This is a genomic window from Streptomyces venezuelae (assembly GCF_008642375.1).
Taxonomy (GTDB): domain Bacteria; phylum Actinomycetota; class Actinomycetes; order Streptomycetales; family Streptomycetaceae; genus Streptomyces; species Streptomyces venezuelae_G.
Genome location: NZ_CP029194.1, coordinates 7,081,439 through 7,098,526 on the forward strand (window position 1 = coordinate 7,081,439; position 17,088 = coordinate 7,098,526).

The window sequence follows — 17,088 nt, forward strand, 5'->3', positions numbered from 1 at the left end:
GATCCCGGGCGCCGGGCAAGGCCGCGGGCGGCGGAAACCGTTTCGCGGGTGACCGGGTCGGATCGGTAAGATCGGCGGCGACGCGGCACCTCGTCTCTGCCGCGCACCGCCGGCGCCGGCACCTCGTGCCTGCCTGCGCCCCAATGGAAGAAGAACACCAGTGTCTGAAGTCCGTGTGACCGTCCAGTCCGCCTCGGAGGCAGAGGAGAGGGCGGTGAGCGCGGGCACCACCGCCGGTGCCCTCTTCGCCGACGACCGCACCGTCATCGCCGCCCGCGTCGGTGGCGAGCTGAAGGACCTCTCGTACGAGCTCGCCGAGGGCGATGTCGTCGAGGGCGTCGAGATCTCCTCCCCGGACGGTCTCGACATCCTGCGCCACTCCACCGCGCACGTCATGGCCCAGGCCGTGCAGGAGCTCTTCCCCGAGGCCAAGCTGGGCATCGGCCCGCCGGTCCGGGACGGCTTCTACTACGACTTCGACGTCGAGAAGCCCTTCACTCCCGAGGACCTCAAGGTCATCGAGAAGAAGATGCAGGAGATCCAGAAGCGCGGCCAGCGCTTCTCCCGCCGCGTGGTGACCGACGAGGCCGCCCGCGAGGAGCTCGCCGACGAGCCGTACAAGCTGGAGCTCATCGGCATCAAGGGCTCCGCGTCCACCGACGACGGCGCCAACGTCGAGGTCGGCGGCGGCGAGCTGAGCATCTACGACAACCTCGACGCCAAGACCGGCGAGCTGTGCTGGAAGGACCTCTGCCGCGGTCCCCACCTGCCGACCACCCGGAACATCCCGGCGTTCAAGCTCATGCGCAACGCCGCCGCCTACTGGCGCGGCAGCGAGAAGAACCCGATGCTCCAGCGCATCTACGGCACCGCCTGGCCGTCGAAGGACGAGCTGAAGGCCCACCTCGACTTCCTGGCCGAGGCCGAGAAGCGCGACCACCGCAAGCTCGGCAACGAGCTGGACCTCTTCTCCGTCCCGGACGAGATCGGCTCCGGCCTCGCGGTCTTCCACCCCAAGGGCGGCATCATCCGCCGGGTCATGGAGGACTACTCGCGCAAGCGCCACGAGGAGGAGGGCTACGAGTTCGTCTACTCGCCGCACGCCACCAAGGGCAAGCTGTTCGAGAAGTCGGGCCACCTGGACTGGTACGCCGAGGGCATGTACCCGCCCATGCAGCTCGACGAGGGCGTGGACTACTACCTCAAGCCCATGAACTGCCCGATGCACAACCTGATCTTCGACGCGCGCGGGCGCTCCTACCGTGAGCTGCCGCTGCGCCTGTTCGAGTTCGGCACCGTGTACCGGTACGAGAAGTCCGGCGTCGTGCACGGCCTGACCCGCGCCCGGGGCTTCACCCAGGACGACGCGCACATCTACTGCACCCGCGAGCAGATGGCGGAGGAGCTCGACAAGACCCTCACCTTCGTCCTCAACCTGCTCCGCGACTACGGTCTGAACGACTTCTACCTGGAGCTGTCCACCAAGGACCCGGAGAAGTTCGTCGGCTCCGACGAGGTGTGGGAGGAGGCCACCGCGGTCCTCCAGCAGGTCGCCGAGAAGCAGGGCCTCCCGCTGACCCCCGACCCGGGCGGCGCCGCGTTCTACGGCCCGAAGATCTCGGTGCAGGCGCGGGACGCCATCGGCCGTACCTGGCAGATGTCGACCGTGCAGCTCGACTTCAACCTGCCGGAGCGCTTCGACCTCGAGTACACCTCCCCGGACGGCACCAAGCAGCGCCCGGTCATGATCCACCGCGCGCTCTTCGGTTCCATCGAGCGCTTCTTCGCGGTGCTCCTCGAGCACTACGCGGGTGCGATGCCGCCGTGGCTGGCGCCGGTGCAGGCGACCGGTATCCCGATCGGCGACGCGCACGTCGACTACCTGCACGAGTTCGCCGCCAAGGCGAAGAAGCAGGGCCTGCGGGTGGACGTCGACTCCTCCTCGGACCGGATGCAGAAGAAGATCCGGAACGCGCAGAAGCAGAAGGTCCCGTTCATGATCATCGCGGGTGACGAGGACATGGCCGCCGGCGCCGTCTCCTTCCGCTACCGCGACGGTTCGCAGGAGAACGGCATCCCCGTCGACGAGGCCATCGCCAAGATCGCCAAGATCGTCGAGGACCGCGTCCAGGTCTGACGGGCCCGGAGCGAGTTCAGGAGGCCCCCGGGGAGTTCCCCGGGGGCCTTCCCCCGTTCCCCGTCTCCTCGTCCTTCTCGTCCTCCCGTCTGAACGCCTGGATCAGCCAGGACGAGAACGAACCCGTCACCGCGCCGAGGAGGGCGAGGCCGCAGGCCATCACGCCCACCGCCACCACCCTGCCCACGGGCGTCACCGGCACCACGTCGCCGTACCCCACCGTCGCGAGCGTGGCGCAGGTCCACCACACGGCGTCGCCGAAGGTGAGGATCGTGGCGCCGGGGGCGTCCGCCTCGTACCGGTAGACGGTGAGGGCGCCCGCGAAGCCGAGCAGGGCCACGGTGAGGCCGGAGTAGACCATCACGCGCGCGTAGAGGCCGAGGCGCGGCTCGTCGTGGCGGCGCTGGATCTGGTTGTAGATGTCGACCATCCGCACCGGCCGCAGCAGCGGCAGGATCACGACCACCGTGTCGAGGAGGTGGGTGCGGAGGAAACGGAGCGGGCCGAGGCCGCTGAGCCGGAGCCGTACCGCGTAGTCCGCGACGAAGAGGGCCCAGGAGGCGAGGGTGACCGCGAGGATGAGGTCGAGCCAGCCCTCGGACAGGTGGTGATGGGCGAGGATGCGCACCGCGTAGCCGGCCAGGTAGACCACGGAGGCCACCGCGAGCGGCACCTCCATACGGCGGTCCCAGCGCTCCAGCCGGGGCGGGTTCGGTGACCTGTCGCTCATCGGATCAGCATGGCGGCTGCATGGATCTTCCGCCCCGGCGACACGTTCCGAACGGGCGACGCAATATGCTGCACAGCATGACGACTGAGCCGGAGCAGCAGATCGGAGTCGGGACGCGGGACGCGTTCCAGCGACTGTGGACGCCTCACCGGATGGCGTACATCCAGGGTGAGAACAAGCCGACCGGACCGGGTGCCGACGACGGCTGTCCGTTCTGCTCGATTCCGTCGAAGTCCGACGAGGACGGGCTGGTGATCGCCCGCGGCGAGAGCGTGTACGCGGTCCTCAACCTCTACCCGTACAACGGCGGCCACCTCATGGTCGTCCCCTACCGGCACGTCGCCGACTACACGGACCTGGACGCGGCGGAGACGGCGGAGCTCGCCGACCTGACCAAGCGCGCGATGGTCGCGCTGCGGACGGCCTCGGGTGCGCACGGCTTCAACATCGGCATGAACCAGGGCGCCGTCGCGGGCGCGGGGATCGCCGCGCACCTGCACCAGCACGTGGTGCCGCGCTGGGGCGGCGACACCAACTTCATGCCGGTCGTCGGGCACACCAAGGTGCTTCCGCAGTTGCTCGCGGACACCCGGAAGATGCTGGCCGACGCCTGGCCGGCCACCATCTGATCCGTCCGTCCGTACGGGTGACCCGGGTCAGGCGTCGTAGACGTCGGCCTTCTTCGGGCCCGGGTCCTGGACGGCGCCGCCGAGGAACATCGACCGGTTGGTGAAGCGCTCCGTGTCCACCCCGTGGTCGTCGAGCATCCTCACGGTCGCGGCGTGCACGGCCCGCAGTACCGGCGTGGCCATGCGGATGGCGTCGTCGGCCATGAAGCGGTTCTTCCAGAGCGGGCCGGCCCAGACGTGCCGGAGCCCGAAGGGCTCGGGCAGGACCATCTTGCCGCCGAGGAACTCCAGGACCGGCGGATACCAGGTCAGCGGGGCGCGCACGGCGAGCCGGACGATGTCGTCGGTCTCCAGGAGCGGCTGCTGGATCTCCCGCGTCTCCCAGAAGCGGACGGTCTTGGAGACCTCCTTGGTCTTCGCCTTCGGCTTCGTGGTGAAAAGGCCGTGCACGGGCCCGAGCGCGTGGCCGGTGACCTCGATCCGCAGGGTGTGGAGCAGCGACGTGACGGTCACCATCATCGTCAGGACGAGGTTCCCGTCCCAGAGCGTGAACTGCACCCCGAGATAGTGGCGGTTGCCCGCGCCGAACTGCTGGTCGTTGCAGATGCGCTGTATCTCGTGCGGCTTGACCTGGTAGTGCACGATGCTGTCGCCCTCGGGACGGGTGACCTCGTCGGCGCCCTCCCCGACCGGCGAGATGATCCAGTGCTTGACGGTCGGCTTGGGGAAGCCCGTCTTGAGGGAGCCGCGCTCCAGGAGCGTGAGCTCGTCGTGGATCTTCCGTATGACGTCCCAGGCGCGGAACGCGTGGATCTCCCGGCCCGCCTGCGGGACGAGCTCCTCGGCGAGCGTCCAGCTGCCCCAGCGGGTGCCGAGACCGAGGACACCCTTGGCGCCCGCATAGAAGACGATGTTGGACTGCTGCTCGGCGGAGAGCTTCTCCAGATTGACCCGGAGCTCCTCCGCGGACTTCTCGCCCGGGTCGTGCGGAGCGGACTTGGGGACGTGCGGACCGACGCCGCCGCCGCTGAGCAGACCCGTCCAGCGCTCCCGCAGGTCGACCGCGTACCTCTCGCAGATCCGGCGCGCGAGGAACCAGCCCACGACCGGCGCGACGATCATGGCGCGCAGGTAGTTGGGCAGGATGCCGTCGAAGGGCAGCTTGATCAGGACGATCGCGGCGAAGATGCCGGCCGCGAAGAGGAGGGCGGTGCCGAGGGCGCCCGCGCGCTTGTTCTCCTTGCCGGCGGCGAGGCGGCGGAGCTGGATGACGCCGAGCCACAGCAGCAGGCCGGGCAGGAAGAGCACCCCGCACACGAAGGTGATCAGCGTCAGCTTGATGTCCCGCTGCCTGCGGATGTGCGTGGCGGCGAGGCAGTGCTCGACGACCGGCTGGGGGTCGGCGCCGAAGGACTGGATGAGCGCCTTGCGGGCGCCGCCGAGGACCCGGACCTGGACGGCGCGGGAGAAGGCCTCGCCGAGGTCGGGGCGGAAGAGCCCCCATTTCCCTTCCTTGACCGTCGTCTTGTAGAGGTCGTTGTCCGCCTCCTGGATCGTCGAGAGCGGGCTGTCCCGGTACGCGGCCGAGGCAAGGGCCTGGGTCGCCCCCGTCTGCCCGTCCGAGCCCATGAGGGGGACTTGCGCCCCGGGTCCGAATCCGTCGAAAGCCACTGTCGCCCCCATCGCCGCGATCACCTGTGCGGGCTGTTCCCAACTGCCGCGCCCCGCACACCTTCTGAGCTGGGCACCACAGCGTAACCGGGTACCGCCTGATGCGTCACGGCCTGTGGATATCGACGGCCGAATGACGTCCGCCCGGCGTGCGCCGAGCGGACGTCCGTCGCTGTCGCTCCGTCAAGCAGGCGCCTTTTCAGGCCTGTTCGCGGATCTTGTCCGCGAGATGCGGAGGCATCGGCTCGTGCCGGGCGTAGACGCGGTCGAAGCGGCCCGTGCCGTGCGAGACGGAGCGCAGGTCGATCGCGTACCGGCTGATCTCCATCTCCGGCACCTCCGCCCTGACCAGGGTCCGTCCCGGCCCCGCCTGCTCGGTGCCGACGACCCGGCCGCGCCGCCCCGACAGATCGCTCATGACCGGGCCGACGTACTCGTCGGGGACGAGGACCTGGACCTCGGCCACCGGCTCCAGGAGATGGACGGGGACGTCGGCGGCCGCCTCGCGCAGCGCCAGTGCCCCGGCCGTCTGGAAGGCGGCGTCGGAGGAGTCGACCGAGTGCGCCTTGCCGTCCTTGAGGGTGATCCGGACGTCGACGAGCGGGTGGCCGGCGGCGACGCCCCGGGCGGCCTGCGCCCGCACCCCCTTCTCGACGGAGGCGATGAACTGGCGGGGGACCGAGCCGCCGACCACCTTGTCGACGAACTCGACGCCGCTGCCCGCCGGCAGCGGCTCGACGTCGATCTCGCAGATCGCGAACTGGCCGTGGCCGCCGGACTGCTTGACGTGCCGGCCCCGGCCGGCCGAGGCGCTGCCGAAGGTCTCGCGCAGCGACACCTTGTACGGCACGGCGTCGACCTGGACCCCGTACCGCCCACGGAGCCGTTCGAGGACGACGTCCTGGTGGGCCTCGCCCAGGCACCACAGCACCACCTGACGGGTGTCCTGGTTCTGTTCGAGGCGCATGGTCGGGTCCTCGGCGACCAGTCGGGCGAGGCCCTGCGAGAGCCGGTCCTCGTCGGCCTTGCTGTGCGCCTCGACGGCGAGCGGCAGCAGTGGCTCCGGCATGCTCCACGGCTCCATGAGGAGCGGTTCGGCCTTCGCGGAGATCGTGTCGCCGGTCTCGGCGCGGCCGAGCCGGGCCACACAGGCGAGGTCCCCGGCGACACAGTGCGCCATGGGCCGCTGCTGCTTGCCGAAGGGCGAGGTGAGGCCGCCGATCCGCTCGTCGACGTCGTGGTCCTCGTGGCCCCGGTCGGCCAGGCCGTGGCCGGAGACGTGCACGGTCTCGTCGGGGCGCAGGGTCCCGGAGAAGACCCGTACCAGGGAGATCCGGCCGACATAGGGGTCGGCGGCGGTCTTCACGACCTCCGCGACCAGGGGGCCGTCGGGGTCGCAGGTGGCCGGCGGCCTGGGCTGCCCGTCGGGCGTGGTGACGGCGGGCGGCTCGTGCTCCAGGGGAGAGGGGAAGCCGCGCGTGATCAGTTCGAGGAGCTCGATCGTGCCGAGGCCCTGCGTCCCGCCGTCGGCGGCGGGGGCGGCCGCGAGGACCGGATGGAAGCTGCCCCGGGCGACGGCCTTCTCCAGGTCGTCGACGAGCGTCTTCACGTCGATCTCCTCGCCGCCGAGGTAGCGGTCCATGAGGGTCTCGTCCTCGCTCTCGGCGATGATCCCCTCGATGAGCCGGGAACGGGCCTCCGCGATCAGCTCCCGCTGGCCCTCGTCGGGCTCCTCCTCGCGCCGCACGCCCGTCGAGTAGTCGAGGATCCGCTCCGAGAGCAGACCGACGAGGCCCGTGGCGGGGGCGTGCCCGTCGGCGCCCTCGGTGCCGCGCACCGGCAGATAGAGGGGGAGGACGGCGTCCGGGTCGTCGTGCCCGAAGAGGTCGGCGCAGACCGCGGTGAGCTCGGTGAAGTCGGTGCGGGCGGTGTCGAGGTGGGTGACGACGATGGCCCGGGGCATGCCGACGGCGGCGCACTCCTCCCAGACCATCCGGGCGGATGCGGCGACCGCATCGGCCTCCTGCGCGGCCGAGACGACGAAGAGGGCCGCGTCCGCCGCCCGCAGACCGGCCCTCAGCTCCCCGACGAAGTCGGCGTACCCGGGGGTGTCGAGGAGATTGATCTTGAATCCGTCCCAGCCGACCGGGACGAGGGAGAGCTGTACGGAGCGCTGCTGGCGGTGCTCGATCTCGTCGTAGTCGGAGACCGTCCCGCCGTCCTCGACGCGCCCTGCCCGGTTGACCGCCCCGGTGGCCTGGGCGAGTGCCTCGACGAGGGTCGTCTTGCCGGATCCGCTGTGGCCGACCAGCACCACGTTCCGTACGGACGCGGGCCGGTCGGCCGTCAAAGCCCTGCCGGCGGCTCCGGTGGCCGTGTTCGCCTTGTCACCCATGATGTGTTCCTCCCGACTGCTCGCACTGTGCGGCGGGACGCGGGCGCGGGGGAGTGGCGTGTCGCGGTGCGGCTCCTGCGGGTGCCCGCGGTGGTCCTTCGAGCTTTGCACCGGCTTCCGGGCGCGTCCATACGTCGTACACGGACCGGCCTCCTGGAGGGCGGCGACGCGACGGGAACGGGTGCCCGCCACGTCGGCGCCGCGCGCGTGGCTACGATGGGTGAGCCGGTGGTCATAGGGGCCGCGCGGCCCACCGAACCTCGGGAAGGCCATGCTGAACAAGTACGCGCGTGCCTTTTTCACGCGTGTCCTCACTCCGTTCGCCGCGTTTCTGCTCCGCCGGGGCGTCACTCCGGACGCGGTCACGCTCATCGGCACTGCGGGAGTGATGGCCGGTGCGCTGGTCTTCTTCCCCCGGGGAGAATTCTTCTGGGGCACGATCGTCATCACCCTCTTCGTCTTCTCCGACCTCGTCGACGGCAACATGGCCCGGCAGGCGGGGATCTCCAGCCGCTGGGGGGCGTTCCTCGACTCGACGCTCGACCGGGTCGCGGACGGCGCGATCTTCGGCGGCTTCGCGCTCTGGTACGCGGGCAAGGGCGATGACAACATGCTGTGCGCCGTCGCCATCTTCTGCCTCGCGAGCGGCCAGGTCGTGTCGTACACCAAGGCCCGTGGCGAATCGATTGGCCTGCCGGTCGCGGTCAACGGACTGATCGAGCGCGCCGAGCGCCTCGTCATCTCGCTGGTCGCCGCCGGTCTCGCCGGACTCCACGCCTTCGGCGTGCCCGGCGTCCAGGTGCTGCTCCCGATCGCCCTGTGGATCGTGGCGGTCGGCAGCGCGGTGACCCTGGGGCAGCGCGTGGTGACGGTACGGCGGGAGTCGGCCGAGGCGGACGCCGCGGCCAGGGGGAGCGAGGCGACCACGTGAGCGCGCTGAAGGACAGGCTGACCGACGGGGTGTACGGCCTCGGCTGGTCGACCGTGAAGAAACTGCCGGAGCCGGTGGCGACCGGCCTCGGCCGTCGGATCGCCGACTTCACCTGGAAGCGGCGCGGCAAGAGCGTCCTGCGGCTGGAGTCCAACCTCGCGCGCGTGGTGCCGGACGCCACGCCCGAGCGGCTCGCCGAGCTGTCGAAGGCCGGCATGCGCTCGTACATGCGGTACTGGATGGAGTCCTTCCGGCTGCCGACCTGGACCAAGGAGCGGGTCGAGCGCGACGTCGACATCAAGGACGCCCACTATCTGCTCGACGGGCTCGCCGCCGGGCGCGGCGTCATCCTCGCGCTGCCGCACCTGGCCAACTGGGACCTGGCCGGCGTGTGGGTGACGCGCGCGCTCGGTGTGCCGTTCACGACGGTCGCGGAGCGGCTGAAGCCGGAGACGCTGTACGACCGCTTCGTCGCCTACCGCGAGTCCCTCGGCATGGAGGTCCTCCCGCACACCGGGGGTTCCGCCTTCGGGACGCTCGCGCGGCGGCTGCGGGCCGGCGGGCTGGTCTGTCTCGTCGCCGACCGCGACCTGTCCGCGTCCGGCGTCGAGGTCACGTTCTTCGGCGACACGGCGCGGATGCCGGCGGGACCGGCGATCCTCGCGCAGCAGACGGGTGCGCTGCTGCTGCCCGTGACGCTCTGGTACGACGACACGGCCGTCATGCGGGGGCGGATCCACCCGCCCGTCGACGTACCCGAGTCGGGTACGCGGGCCGACAGGACGTCCCTGATGACGCAGGCCCTCGCCGACGCCTTCGCCACCGGCATCGCGGACCACCCGGAGGACTGGCACATGCTGCAGCGACTGTGGCTCGCCGACCTGGAGGAACGCCCCGAGGCTCCGCGGAGCCCGGACCGGGAAGGGGAGCGGACCACGTGAGGATCGGCATCGTCTGCCCGTACTCCTGGGACGTGCCGGGCGGCGTCCAGTTCCACATCCGCGACCTCGCCGAGCACCTCATCCGGCTCGGGCACGAGGTCTCCGTCCTCGCCCCCGCCGACGAGGACACACCGCTCCCGCAGTACGTGGTCTCGGCCGGCCGTGCCGTGCCCGTCCCGTACAACGGCTCGGTGGCCCGGCTCAACTTCGGCTTCCTCTCCGCCGCGCGGGTACGCCGCTGGCTGCACGACGGCACCTTCGACGTCGTCCACATCCACGAGCCGACCTCGCCCTCCCTGGGCCTGCTCACCTGCTGGGCGGCGCAGGGGCCGATCGTGGCCACCTTCCACACCTCGAACCCCCGCTCGCGCGCCATGATCGCCGCGTACCCGATCCTCCAGCCCGCCCTGGAGAAGATCAGCGCCCGCATCGCGGTGAGCGAGTACGCGCGACGGACCCTCGTCGAGCACCTCGGCGGCGACGCCGTCCTCATCCCCAACGGCGTCGACGTGGACTTCTTCGCCCGCGCCGAGCCGAAGAAGGAGTGGCAGGGCGAGACGATCGGCTTCATCGGACGGATCGACGAGCCGAGGAAGGGCCTGCCGGTCCTCATGCGCGCCCTGCCCCGCATCCTCACCGAGCGGCCCGGGGCACGGCTCCTGGTCGCCGGGCGCGGGGACGAGGAGGAGGCGGTGGCCTCGCTGCCGGCCGAGATGCGGTCCCGGGTGGAGTTCCTCGGCATGGTCAGCGACGAGGACAAGGCGCGGCTGCTGCGCAGTGTCGACGTGTACGTGGCGCCCAACACCGGCGGCGAGAGCTTCGGCATCATCCTCGTCGAGGCGATGTCGGCGGGCGCGCCGGTCCTCGCCGCCGACCTCGACGCCTTCGCCCAGGTCCTCGACCAGGGCGGAGCGGGCGAGCTCTTCGCCAACGAGGACGCGGACGCGCTCGCGGACGCGGCGATCCGGCTCCTGGGCGACGAGACGCGCCGTGCGGAACTGAGCGCCAGGGGCTCGTCGCACGTCCGGCGCTTCGACTGGTCGACCGTCGGCGCGGACATCCTCGCGGTCTACGAAACGGTCACGGACGGCGCGGCGGCGGTCGACACGGACGAACGGGTCGGCGGCCTGAGGGCCCGCCTGGGCCTGTAGGCGCCCCGCGCAGGGCCCCGACCCTCGCCGGCCGGGCCGACCGGCCCTCCGCGCGCGGGACCGCGCGTCGCACGGGCGGTGCCCCTCTGCCCGCGTGGGCCGCGTCCCCGCCGGGCTGTGCCTGCCCGCCCGTGCGGGAGCACACCTGCCTGACGGCGCCCGCCGGCCCGTGCGGGCGTGCACCTGTGGGGCGGCGCCCACCCGCTGGGCCTTCGCCCGGCCCGCGCGGGACCGCGCGTCGCATGGGGGGGTGCCTCATCCCGCCCCCCGTGTGGGCAATCGTCCCGCTGGGGCGACTGGTCACAACGGGTTGGGGCGCCGGGGGACTGCCCAGGCGTCGCGTGGGCAGGGACCTGGCCACCGCCCCGGTAGCCTGTGCGCCCGTGACCGAAACCCTGATCTGGACCGTCGTCGCGCTGATCCTCATCGGCGTCTATCTCAGCTGGACCGCCGGCCGCCTCGACCGCCTCCACTCCCGTATCGACGCCGCCCGCGCCGCCCTGGACGCCCAGCTCCTGCGCCGGGCCTCGGTCACCCAGGAGCTGGCCACCTCCGGCATCCTCGACCCCGCCGCCTCGATCGTGCTGTACGAGGCCGCGCACGCCGCCCGGCAGGCCGAGGAGGACCACCGCGAGGTCGCCGAGAGCGAGCTCAGCCAGGCGCTGCGCGCCGTCTTCGGCGAGCCCGAGCAGGTGGAGCTCGTACGGGAGGCACCCGGCGGCCCGGAGGCCGCGGAGGAGCTGGCCGCGGCCGTCCGCCGGGTGCCGATGGCACGCCGCTTCCACAACGACGCCGTACGGGCCGCCCGCGCCCTGCGCCGCCACCGCAAGGTCCGCTGGTTCCGCCTCGCAGGCCACGCGCCCTTCCCGCTGGCCTTCGAAATGGACGACGAGCCGCCTGTGGCCCTTGCCGATCGGCCCGCCTGAACCCTCGTCACCTGCGAAAACGATCCACCGGGTCCACATTGGCCCTTGATGTGGCCCCCCTGTGGCCTGTTTCCTCGTCTTGTCGTCAACCCCCGTTGTCACGAGTGAGGTATCCGTGTCCACCACGCCTTCCACCACCTTCCAGTCCCCCGAGACCGGCACCGCCCGCGTCAAGCGCGGCATGGCCGAGCAGCTCAAGGGCGGCGTGATCATGGACGTGGTCAACGCCGAGCAGGCGAAGATCGCCGAGGACGCCGGCGCCGTGGCCGTCATGGCCCTGGAGCGGGTCCCCGCGGACATCCGCAAGGACGGCGGCGTGGCCCGCATGTCCGACCCGAACATGATCGAAGAGATCATCGGCGCGGTCTCCATCCCGGTCATGGCCAAGTCCCGCATCGGTCACTTCGTCGAGGCCCAGGTCCTGCAGTCCCTCGGTGTCGACTACATCGACGAGTCCGAGGTCCTGACCCCGGCCGACGAGGTCAACCACTCCGACAAGTGGGCCTTCACGACCCCCTTCGTCTGTGGTGCCACCAACCTGGGCGAGGCCCTGCGTCGCATCGCCGAGGGCGCGGCCATGATCCGCTCCAAGGGCGAGGCCGGCACCGGCAACGTCGTCGAGGCCGTCCGCCACCTGCGCCAGATCAAGAACGAGATCGCCAAGCTGCGCGGCTTCGACAACAACGAGCTCTTCGCCGCCGCCAAGGAGCTGCGCGCCCCGTACGAGCTCGTCAAGGAGGTCGCCGAGCTCGGCAAGCTGCCGGTCGTGCTGTTCTCCGCCGGTGGTGTCGCCACCCCCGCCGACGCCGCGCTCATGCGCCAGCTCGGCGCCGAGGGCGTCTTCGTCGGCTCCGGCATCTTCAAGTCCGGCGACCCGGCCAAGCGCGCCGCCGCGATCGTGAAGGCCACCACCTTCTTCGACGACCCGAAGGTCATCGCGGACGCCTCCCGCAACCTGGGCGAGGCCATGGTCGGCATCAACTGCGACACGCTCCCCGAGTCCGAGCGCTACGCCAACCGGGGCTGGTAAGCACCGATGAGCACCCCCGTGATTGGTGTCCTGGCCCTCCAGGGCGACGTACGGGAGCACCTGATCGCCCTGGCCTCGGCTGACGCCGTGGCCAGGCCGGTCCGGCGCCCCGAGGAGCTCGCCGAGGTCGACGGCCTGGTCATCCCCGGTGGTGAGTCCACCACCATCTCCAAGCTGGCCGTGCTCTTCGGCCTCATGGAGCCGCTCCGTGAGCGCATCGCCGCGGGCATGCCGGTCTACGGCACCTGCGCCGGCCTGATCATGCTCGCCGACAAGATCCTCGACCCGCGTTCGGGCCAGGAGACCTTCGGCGGCATCGACATGATCGTCCGCCGCAACGCCTTCGGGCGGCAGAACGAGTCCTTCGAGGCCGGTGTCGCCGTCACGGGGATCGAGGACGGGCCCGTCGAGGGTGTCTTCATCCGCGCCCCGTGGGTCGAGTCCGTCGGTGCCACGGTCGAGGTCCTCGCCGAGCACGGCGGTCACATCGTGGCCGTACGGCAGGGGAACGCCCTGGCGACCTCGTTCCACCCCGAGCTCACGGGGGACCACCGCATCCACGGCCTGTTCGTCGACATGGTGCGCGCCGCGAGCTGATCCGATCCCGGTAGGATCTCTCGGGTTCGTTCAGTAAAGGGTTACGCGAAGGAGACAGGCAGATGTCCGGCCACTCTAAATGGGCTACGACGAAGCACAAGAAGGCCGTGATCGACGCCAAGCGCGGCAAGCTCTTCGCGAAGCTGATCAAGAACATCGAGGTCGCGGCCCGCACCGGCGGTGCCGACCCGGACGGCAACCCGACGCTCTACGACGCCATCCAGAAGGCGAAGAAGAGCTCGGTCCCGAACAAGAACATCGACTCCGCGGTGAAGCGCGGCGGCGGCCTCGAGGCCGGCGGCGTCGACTACGCCACGATCATGTACGAGGGTTACGGCCCGAACGGTGTCGCGGTGCTCATCGAGTGCCTCACCGACAACCGCAACCGCGCGGCCTCCGACGTCCGCGTCGCCATGACCCGCAACGGCGGCTCCATGGCCGACCCGGGCTCGGTCTCGTACCTGTTCAACCGCAAGGGCGTCGTCGTGCTCCCCAAGGGCGAGCTGTCCGAGGACGACGTCCTGGAGTCGGTGCTCGAAGCCGGCGCCGAGGAGGTCAACGACCTCGGTGAGTCCTTCGAGATCATCAGCGAGGCCACCGACCTGGTCGCGGTCCGTACCGCTCTCCAGGCGGCCGGCATCGACTACGACTCGGCCGAGTCCAGCTTCGTCCCGACCATGCAGGTCGAGCTCGACGAGGAGGGCGCGCGCAAGATGTTCAAGCTGATCGACGCGCTGGAGGACAGCGACGACGTGCAGAACGTCTTCGCCAACTTCGACGTCAGCGACGAGGTCATGGAGAAGGTCGACGCCTGATCAGGGCTCTTCCGCAGCGGGCCGACGGGGACACACCCCCGTCGGCCCGCTGCGTTGTCAGTGGCACCCGATAGCCTGCACAAACAGTTGAGCGACAGCGGTCCAGGGAGGGGCACAGTGCGCGTTCTCGGGGTGGACCCCGGGCTGACCCGGTGCGGCGTCGGCGTCGTCGAGGGCGTCGCCGGCCGGCCCCTGACCATGCTCGGGGTGGGCGTGGTCCGGACGGCTGCGGACGCGGACATCGGCGTGCGCCTGGTCGGCATCGAGCGCGGCATCGAGGAGTGGCTCGACCGCTTCGAACCCGAACTGGTCGCCGTGGAGCGGGTGTTCAGCCAGCACAACGTGCGTACGGTGATGGGCACGGCCCAGGCGAGCGCGGTCGCCATGCTGTGCGCCTCGCGGCGCGGCATCCCCGTCGCCCTGCACACCCCCAGTGAGGTCAAGGCCGCCGTCACCGGCAGCGGCCGCGCCGACAAGGCCCAGGTCGGGGCCATGGTGACCCGCCTCCTGCGGCTCTCCGCACCGCCCAAGCCGGCCGATGCCGCCGATGCCCTCGCGCTCGCGATCTGCCACATCTGGCGTGCCCCCGCCCAGAACCGGCTCCAGCAGGCCGTCGCCCAGAACCGGCTCCAGCAGGCGGTCGCCCGACACCAGGCCGCCCAGCAGCAGCCGGCCACCCCGCACCAGACATCCGCCGTGAAAGGCCGAACCCGATGATCGCTTTCGTCAGCGGCCCGGTCGCCGCGCTCGCCCCCAGCACCGCCGTGATCGAGGTCGGCGGTGTGGGCATGGCCGTCCAGTGCACGCCGAACACCCTCTCCGCCCTGAGGATCGGTCAGGAGGCCCGGCTCGCCACCTCCCTGGTCGTCCGTGAGGACTCGCTCACCCTCTACGGCTTCGCCGACGACGACGAGCGACAGGTCTTCGAGCTGCTCCAGACCGCCAGCGGCGTCGGCCCCCGCCTCGCCCAGGCGATGCTCGGCGTGCACAGCCCCGACGCGCTGCGGGTCGCCGTCTCCACCGGCGACGAGAAGGCCCTCACCGCCGTCCCCGGCATCGGCAAGAAGGGCGCGCAGAAGCTCCTCCTCGAACTGAAGGACAAGCTCGGCGCCCCCCTGGGCAGCAGCGGCATGGTCGGCGCTCAGCGCGCCGCCGCCTCCGGGCCCGCGCCCTGGACCGAGCAGCTGTCCGCCGCGCTCATCGGGCTCGGCTACGCGAGCCGCGAGGCCGAGGAGGCCGTCAGCGCCGTCACCCCGCAGGCCGAGGCCGCCCTCGCCGAGACCGGCACCGCGCCCGTACCGCAGCTGCTCCGCGCCGCGCTCCAGACCCTCAACCGCGCCCGCTGACCCCCGGCCCCCTGAGGGGCCGGGCGCCACCCCGACCGTACGAACGAGAAGGCATCCACCGTGAACTGGGACGACGAGACCACCGCCGAGGCAGCCGAGGCCGAGGCGCGGATCGTCGGCGCCGCCGCCGAGGGGGACGACCAGGCCGTCGAGGCCGCACTGCGCCCCAAGGACCTCAGCGAGTTCGTCGGCCAGGAGAAGGTCCGTCAGCAGCTCGACCTGGTCCTCAAGGCGGCCCGTCAGCGCGGCGCCACCGCCGACCACGTGCTGCTCTCCGGCGCCCCCGGCCTCGGCAAGACCACCCTCTCGATGATCATCGCGGCCGAGATGAACGCGCCGATCCGCATCACCTCCGGCCCCGCCATCCAGCACGCCGGCGACCTCGCCGCGATCCTCTCCTCCCTCCAGGAGGGCGAGATCCTCTTCCTCGACGAGATCCACCGCATGTCCCGGCCCGCCGAGGAGATGCTGTACATGGCGATGGAGGACTTCCGCGTCGACGTCATCGTCGGCAAGGGCCCCGGTGCCACCGCCATCCCCCTGGAGCTCCCGCCCTTCACCCTGGTGGGCGCCACCACCCGGGCCGGACTCCTGCCGCCCCCGCTGCGCGACCGCTTCGGCTTCACCGCCCACATGGAGTTCTACGACCCGAGTGAGCTCCAGCGCGTCATCCACCGTTCCGCCGGCCTCCTCGACGTCGAGATCGACCCCGCCGGCGCCGCCGAGATCGCCGGCCGCTCCCGCGGCACCCCCCGCATCGCCAACCGCCTCCTGCGCCGGGTCCGCGACTACGCGCAGGTCAAGGCCGACGGAACGATCACCCGGGAGATCGCCGAGGCCGCCCTCCGGGTGTACGAGGTGGACAGCCGCGGGCTCGACCGCCTCGACCGCGCCGTCCTGGAAGCCCTGCTCAAGCTCTTCGGCGGCGGACCGGTCGGCCTGTCCACCCTCGCGGTCGCCGTGGGGGAGGAGCGCGAGACCGTCGAGGAGGTCGCCGAACCCTTCCTCGTACGCGAAGGACTGCTGGCCCGCACACCCCGTGGCCGGGTCGCTACTCCCGCCGCATGGACGCACCTCGGACTGGTTCCGCCGCAGGCAGCGGGCTCAGGCGGCGCAGGGTATGGCATGGGAAAGGGACAACAGGGGCTCTTCGGGGCGTGACGGTGCTGACACTCGCCCGGACCGGAACCAGGGTGCGATGCTGGACGTTGTTCCATCGATGCGGACTCGCCTAGACTCCGCCGTTGCCGCCCTTTCTGGTCGGCGCGCCCACCCCCGAAGATCAGGCCGCGGGTTCTCCGCGACCGTGCGAAGGAAACCCGTCCCGTGAGCATCGTGACCCTCCTCCCCTTCATCGTCCTCATCGGGGCCATGTTCCTGATGACCCGCTCTGCGAAGAAGAAGCAGCAGGCGGCCGCGCAGATGCGCGACGAGATGCAGCCCGGCACCGGCGTGCGGACGATCGGGGGGATGTACGCCACCGTCAAGGAGATCGGCGACGAGACCGTCCTCCTCGAGGTCGCCCCGGGCGTCCACGCCGTCTACGCCAAGAACGCGATCGGCGCGGTCCTCGAGGACTCCGAGTACAACCGCATCGTCCACGGCGACGACCCGGAGTCGGACACCGACACCGTCGTCCCGGACGACGCCTCCTCGCTCACCGAGACCGCCGAGTCCGAGGACGCGGCGCCGAAGGCGGACCTGACGAAGAAGGCGGACGCGGCCGAGGCCGCGACCGAGGGGCAGAAGGACGGCAAGGCCGACGGCGAGGCCGACGCGAAGTAGTCGC

At 71.2% G+C, this 17,088-nt stretch carries 16 protein-coding genes; 13 read left to right on the forward strand and 3 right to left on the reverse strand.

What is annotated here, in order from left to right; all coding sequences use genetic code 11:
- The first annotated feature begins 160 nt into the window (after positions 1-160).
- Positions 161-2,137 carry a threonine--tRNA ligase gene (gene thrS, locus DEJ46_RS32410; protein ID WP_150272056.1) on the forward strand — a complete coding sequence of 659 codons (1,977 nt, stop codon included), beginning with the start codon at positions 161-163 and terminating at the stop codon, positions 2,135-2,137.
- A 16-nt stretch (positions 2,138-2,153) separates the two neighbouring features.
- Here thrS and DEJ46_RS32415 read toward each other — a convergent pair whose 3' ends face one another.
- The gene (locus DEJ46_RS32415) at positions 2,154-2,867 is read right to left on the reverse strand and encodes a potassium channel family protein (RefSeq protein ID WP_150272058.1); all 714 of its coding nucleotides are present in this window, start codon (positions 2,865-2,867) and stop codon (positions 2,154-2,156) included.
- Between the two features lie 65 nt (positions 2,868-2,932).
- Between DEJ46_RS32415 and DEJ46_RS32420 the strand changes: the two genes are divergently transcribed.
- Complete coding sequence (locus tag DEJ46_RS32420) at positions 2,933-3,496, forward strand: HIT family protein (RefSeq protein ID WP_055644536.1); 564 nt, start codon at positions 2,933-2,935, stop codon at positions 3,494-3,496.
- Between the two features lie 27 nt (positions 3,497-3,523).
- Here DEJ46_RS32420 and DEJ46_RS32425 read toward each other — a convergent pair whose 3' ends face one another.
- Both DEJ46_RS32425 and DEJ46_RS32430 read right to left on the reverse strand, forming a co-directional pair.
- Positions 3,524-5,179: a hypothetical protein gene (locus tag DEJ46_RS32425; RefSeq protein ID WP_190623007.1), complete on the reverse strand. Its 1,656-nt coding sequence runs from the start codon at positions 5,177-5,179 to the stop codon at positions 3,524-3,526.
- A 187-nt stretch (positions 5,180-5,366) separates the two neighbouring features.
- Positions 5,367-7,562 (reverse strand): elongation factor G-like protein EF-G2, encoded by a 2,196-nt coding sequence (locus tag DEJ46_RS32430; protein WP_150272060.1) that lies wholly within the window; start codon positions 7,560-7,562, stop codon positions 5,367-5,369.
- 271 nt (positions 7,563-7,833) lie between these two features.
- Between DEJ46_RS32430 and pgsA the strand changes: the two genes are divergently transcribed.
- From pgsA to yajC, 11 genes are all read left to right on the forward strand, one after another.
- Positions 7,834-8,493, forward strand: a complete 660-nt coding sequence (pgsA, locus tag DEJ46_RS32435; RefSeq protein WP_150272062.1) for a phosphatidylinositol phosphate synthase — start codon at positions 7,834-7,836, stop codon at positions 8,491-8,493.
- 5 nt (positions 8,494-8,498) lie between these two features.
- Complete coding sequence (locus DEJ46_RS32440) at positions 8,499-9,434, forward strand: phosphatidylinositol mannoside acyltransferase (protein ID WP_190623297.1); 936 nt, start codon at positions 8,499-8,501, stop codon at positions 9,432-9,434.
- Positions 9,431-10,585 (forward strand): glycosyltransferase family 4 protein, encoded by a 1,155-nt coding sequence (locus tag DEJ46_RS32445; RefSeq protein ID WP_150272066.1) that lies wholly within the window; start codon positions 9,431-9,433, stop codon positions 10,583-10,585. The genes DEJ46_RS32440 and DEJ46_RS32445 overlap by 4 nt, the downstream gene beginning before the upstream one ends.
- A 383-nt stretch (positions 10,586-10,968) precedes the next feature.
- Positions 10,969-11,511 carry a hypothetical protein gene (locus tag DEJ46_RS32450; protein WP_150272068.1) on the forward strand — a complete coding sequence of 181 codons (543 nt, stop codon included), beginning with the start codon at positions 10,969-10,971 and terminating at the stop codon, positions 11,509-11,511.
- A 115-nt stretch (positions 11,512-11,626) separates the two neighbouring features.
- Positions 11,627-12,541, forward strand: coding sequence for a pyridoxal 5'-phosphate synthase lyase subunit PdxS (gene pdxS / locus DEJ46_RS32455; RefSeq protein WP_055644543.1), 915 nt, complete (start codon positions 11,627-11,629; stop codon positions 12,539-12,541).
- Between the two features lie 6 nt (positions 12,542-12,547).
- Positions 12,548-13,138: a pyridoxal 5'-phosphate synthase glutaminase subunit PdxT gene (gene pdxT, locus DEJ46_RS32460; protein ID WP_150272070.1), complete on the forward strand. Its 591-nt coding sequence runs from the start codon at positions 12,548-12,550 to the stop codon at positions 13,136-13,138.
- 62 nt (positions 13,139-13,200) lie between these two features.
- Entirely contained in the window at positions 13,201-13,953 is a 753-nt protein-coding gene (locus DEJ46_RS32465) for a YebC/PmpR family DNA-binding transcriptional regulator (protein WP_024758564.1), read from the forward strand.
- A gap of 117 nt (positions 13,954-14,070) precedes the next feature.
- Positions 14,071-14,670, forward strand: coding sequence for a crossover junction endodeoxyribonuclease RuvC (gene ruvC, locus DEJ46_RS32470; protein WP_150272072.1), 600 nt, complete (start codon positions 14,071-14,073; stop codon positions 14,668-14,670).
- On the forward strand, positions 14,667-15,299 hold the full coding sequence (gene ruvA, locus DEJ46_RS32475) for a Holliday junction branch migration protein RuvA (RefSeq protein ID WP_150272074.1): 633 nt from the start codon (positions 14,667-14,669) through the stop codon (positions 15,297-15,299). The genes ruvC and ruvA overlap by 4 nt, the downstream gene beginning before the upstream one ends.
- Positions 15,300-15,359: 60 nt before the next feature.
- Entirely contained in the window at positions 15,360-16,460 is a 1,101-nt protein-coding gene (gene ruvB, locus DEJ46_RS32480; protein ID WP_150272076.1) for a Holliday junction branch migration DNA helicase RuvB, read from the forward strand.
- A gap of 165 nt (positions 16,461-16,625) precedes the next feature.
- Positions 16,626-17,084 carry a preprotein translocase subunit YajC gene (gene yajC / locus DEJ46_RS32485; protein WP_150272078.1) on the forward strand — a complete coding sequence of 153 codons (459 nt, stop codon included), beginning with the start codon at positions 16,626-16,628 and terminating at the stop codon, positions 17,082-17,084.
- Positions 17,085-17,088: the final 4 nt, after the last annotated feature.